5 protein-coding genes are annotated in these 4,329 nt (G+C 29.3%); all 5 read right to left on the bottom strand.

Going from position 1 to position 4,329, the window contains the following annotated elements:
• Positions 1-759 (bottom strand): 2Fe-2S iron-sulfur cluster-binding protein (locus VN21_RS09085; RefSeq protein ID WP_046822974.1); only part of this gene is annotated, 759 nt, incomplete at its 3' end.
• Between the two features lie 11 nt (positions 760-770).
• A complete protein-coding gene (locus VN21_RS09080; protein ID WP_046822973.1) occupies positions 771-1,790 on the bottom strand; it encodes a methylcobamide:CoM methyltransferase MtbA in 1,020 nt (339 codons plus the stop codon).
• A 1-nt stretch (position 1,791) separates the two neighbouring features.
• Positions 1,792-2,469 (bottom strand): corrinoid protein, encoded by a 678-nt coding sequence (locus VN21_RS09075; protein ID WP_046822972.1) that lies wholly within the window; start codon positions 2,467-2,469, stop codon positions 1,792-1,794.
• Between the two features lie 13 nt (positions 2,470-2,482).
• Complete coding sequence (locus VN21_RS09070) at positions 2,483-3,556, bottom strand: uroporphyrinogen decarboxylase family protein (protein ID WP_046822971.1); 1,074 nt, start codon at positions 3,554-3,556, stop codon at positions 2,483-2,485.
• A 149-nt stretch (positions 3,557-3,705) separates the two neighbouring features.
• A complete protein-coding gene (locus VN21_RS09065; RefSeq protein WP_046822970.1) occupies positions 3,706-4,248 on the bottom strand; it encodes a hypothetical protein in 543 nt (180 codons plus the stop codon).
• Between the last annotated feature and the right edge of the window lie 81 nt (positions 4,249-4,329).

Raw genomic sequence — 4,329 nt, 5'->3', positions numbered from 1 at the left:
TATTAAATCATTTATACAATTTATAATTAATTTATGTAAAATTTCTAATCCACTTTCTTTATTCTTAATAAAATGAATACGTGATAAAACATCTAGACCGTATTCTTTTTGTGGATTTATTTCACTTTCAGAACTTATTTCACATTTATTTTTAATATCAATTAATGAACAAACTACAGTTGTTGTTCCAATATCTATAGCAACTGAATATAGTTTGTCCTGTGTATCATTTTCTTCTATTCCTATTAATTTCTCATCTATATACACCCCTGTACATTTTTCGCATTCAAATATATTAGGAATGTCTTTCAATAAATAGTAATCATCTTTAAAATTGCACTTAAACTGTTTTTCAAGTATTTCTTCATAAGGTATGTTATTATCTAGCGTAGGTTTTTCTATATCATATACTTCTTTTCTAAGTAGTGGTTGTTTTTCAAAGTTTGGCATATAGCCATCTGATAATATCTTATGATTTATATTTTTTTTATCTAAAAATTCTATGCATATATCCCCTTCAGGATAAACTAAACAGCTTAGTCTTACTTTATTCTCAATCTCATCTCTAGATAAAAATTTTAATTCTTCATTAGTTAAAGGATTAATATCTCCGCTTAAAACTTTAACTTTACACTTTCCACATATCCCTTTTCCACCACAAGGACTTTCCATACCTAAGTTATTACTTTGTATTATATCTAAAAGATTTCTCCCGACTTCAAATTTATAACTTTTGTCCCCATCATATAAAAGACTCATAAAATCCCTCTTTATCTGCTATAATTTTTTGTACATTCTAATAGAACTTGTATATTATCTAATTTAGTTCTTACTCCTATGCCACAAGCTGGAGATATTATATCTACTCCATTTTTTAAACATGAGTTACACATAGTTTTTAAACTTTCTGTATCACTATTTTCAAGTGCAAAAGTACTTACATTTCCCATAATAGCTTTATTCGATACATTTTCAATAACTTGTTTAACACTAGTTATTGAGTCAAAACTAATTGCATCACTATGTAGTGAGTTTAATTCTTTATATATGCTTTTTAACCTTCCACATATATGTATTATAGTTCCCCCATTTGCATATTCTTTTAATTCATCTATTATTCTATTTAAATACGGAACTGCAAATTCATTAAAGTTTTTAGCACCTAATATTTCACCTGTACCACTAGGGTCTGATATTGTTAAGATATCCGCACCTGCTTCAAGCTGAGCTTTTCCGAAAACTATAAGATTATCAGTTACTAAGTTCATAAGTTCATGAATCATTTCAGGTTTTTTTCTTATTTCTTTAAAAAATATCATAGGTTCTAGTAATGATGATGCTAAACTAACTGGTCCTGTTAAATTTGCAATTATTGGAACATCTTCATTTCTTTCTTTTAATATCTTAATAGCATCTATAACTACCTTTGCTCGACCTTCATCAACATTTATATTTTTTAATTTTTTATATTCCTCACTAGATATAATCGGATATTCAGTTACTCTAGGTTCTGTATTTTTAGTTCCCATATATACAGTAGCTCCCATGCCCTCAGCTTCTACTGTCATGCAAAAAGGAACTCCAAAGTTTTCAAAAGCTTTATTTTTATGCATACCTTGTGTTAAATCTGCCATCATTTGTGGGTTTAAGTGAGCTTCTGGCCATTTTACTCCCTCTATATCCATGACATCTTCAATTATCATATTCATCATCCCCCCAGGGCATATACATGGGGGTCTATCTACACTTTCTTTTTTTAAAACTTTAAACAGTCGTTCTTTTTGATTCATTTTATACCACCTCTTTGACTGTGGCTCTTTTTTTATCTACTAAATCTTTTGCAAGTTTTACCGCCTTTGAAGCTTCATGAGCATAACCATCTGCTCCAATTTGGTCTGCAAAGCTTTGTGATATAGGTCCTCCGCCTACCATAACAACTACATCATCACGCATATTCTCTTTTTTTAATAAGTCTATTACTACCTGCATATTATCCATTGTAGTTGTCATAAGAGTAGACATTCCTACTACATCAGCATTAATTTCTTTTGCTTTGTTTATAAAATCTATAGGAGGAACGTCTCTTCCTAAATCAAAAACTTCGAATCCTGAAGTTTCTAACATTATTTTAAATAAGTTCTTTCCTATATCATGAGTATCCCCTTCTACAACACCTACTACAGCTCTGTAATGTTCTCCTGTTTGATGTTTTTGTAAACGTGGTTTTAATATATTAATCCCTTCATACATTGCATCTGAACATAAAAGTAGTTCAGGTATATAATACTCTTCTTCTTCATATAATTTTCCTGCCTCTTCCATACCTGATGCTAGCCCTTTGGATATACCTTCATACGCATCAAAATCATTTTCTATATATTCATTCGCTACATCTATGACTTCTTCATCTTCCATTTCAAGTACGCATGAAGCTAATTTATTTAATAAAGATTCTTTTAAGTTTTCCATGTTTATATTCCCCCTATAAATTTTTTATATTAATTGGGTATGCTCCAAATATTCTAGCAGCATCCATTAATGCTATAATTTTTTTAGGATCAGTTCCTATTGGCACATCACACCCTGTACTTAATATGAATCCACATTTACTATCATGAGCTTTTTTTATACATTCTCTAGCTTCATTATATATATCCTCTATGCTACCTCTCATTATAGTTTCAACAGGATCGACATTACCTATTAAGCAAACCTTATCTCCATAAGCCTCTTTTAATTCTCCAATATCATCTACATTATCTAAACTTAAGTTAGATATTCCGATATCTACCATATGTCCCCATACTTTTTTAGTTTTTCCACATATATGTAAAGTTGTTCCACTTCCAGTTCTTTCAATAATTCTATCCATACATCTTTTTAAGTACGGTTTTGCAAATTCTACAAAGTTTTTCTCGCTTATCATAGTGCATGATGCATTTGGCTCTGCTAAGCTTGGTGCAAGCCCAATGTCACAAGCTGCATCTATATAATTTATAACACTCTGTGTTGAAAGCTCTAATAATTCATGAGCTTGATCTTTGTTTTTAGTTAAATCTCTCAAGAATTTATCTGTTCCTCTTAAAAAGGAAGCTGTCGTAAATGGTCCTCCAACAGAAGTCCCAACTCCAACTACTGAACTTAATTTATCTTGAGTTATTTTTAAAGCTTCTAAAAAATATCTTATTCTTCCATCTTTATAAGGATCTATAGGCTTTAATTTTCCTATTTCACTATAATCATTTATAGCAGATTTACTTATATAAGGTGTATTATGTGTTGGAAATGTAACTTCACTTCCCATAGCCTCTGGTATACCTTGTAATCCTGGCCCAAAACCTATACTATCTGGTCTAAATAATTCATAGCTTCCTACTGCTACATCTACAAGTGCATCTACTGAGTGATTATATTCATATATTGTATGCCCAAATATAGATGATACACTTTCACCTAAAAAAGGTGAACATAAAATTCTATCCATTGGCTCTCCCTTAGAGAAAGCTTCCATTCTTTCTTTCGGCGTCATTTGATCTTTATTAATTTTATATTCCATAGCCATACCTCTTTATCTATTTAAATATTACATATTCATATTACAATAGATGTTAATTTTCTACAAATTGATAATATCGATACATCAAAACATAGCTATCGATATTATCAATAAAAAAAATCTAACTTAAAAAGTTAGATTTTTTTTATTTATTTAATACTATAAAATCTTTCAAGATAACTAATCATTTCGTCCGCTATATTTAAATAATAGTATATACTTACTAAGTACTCAGAGAAAAACAAGTCAGTAGCTTCTCCTTGAGCTAACCTATTTACTAGAAGCGCTTGTTGCTGCAATGATGAATCTAGTATAAATGCAATTATTTCAATTTGATTAGCCACAAATAAATCAGATGGTGAATCTTTATATATAACTTTAAATCTAGTTAAAAGGTTTAAAACTGTCTTTAGTTCTGATGAATATGATGTGATTTGTTTTTGTATAGTATCTGATTTTTGCTTAGCTGTTTCGGCATTAATACTTATCGTATTCATATTATTTCTTATTCTTTTTATTTCGTTAAAATATTTTATTAATTCTTCTTTCCCTTTTAGTTCCTTACTTATTTGAGGTGGCGCTGAAGAAGTTTTATAAGTTTTATCAACTCCATATATTGTTGAAGATGTTATTGTTAGCAACATAATAGTAGCAATAAAAATTGATATTAATCTAGATGTAGTGTTCTTCATTGTAATCCTCCTAAAATTTTTCTTATATATTATTTTCTTCATAAAAAAAATATATATTCTAAAAAAAAATACTATGTTCAA

It is taken from the genome of Paraclostridium benzoelyticum (assembly GCF_001006285.1).
Lineage (GTDB): Bacteria > Bacillota > Clostridia > Peptostreptococcales > Peptostreptococcaceae > Paraclostridium > Paraclostridium benzoelyticum.
Note: the sequence above shows the minus strand (reverse complement) of the source record. Positions and strands in the feature narration are given on the sequence as shown.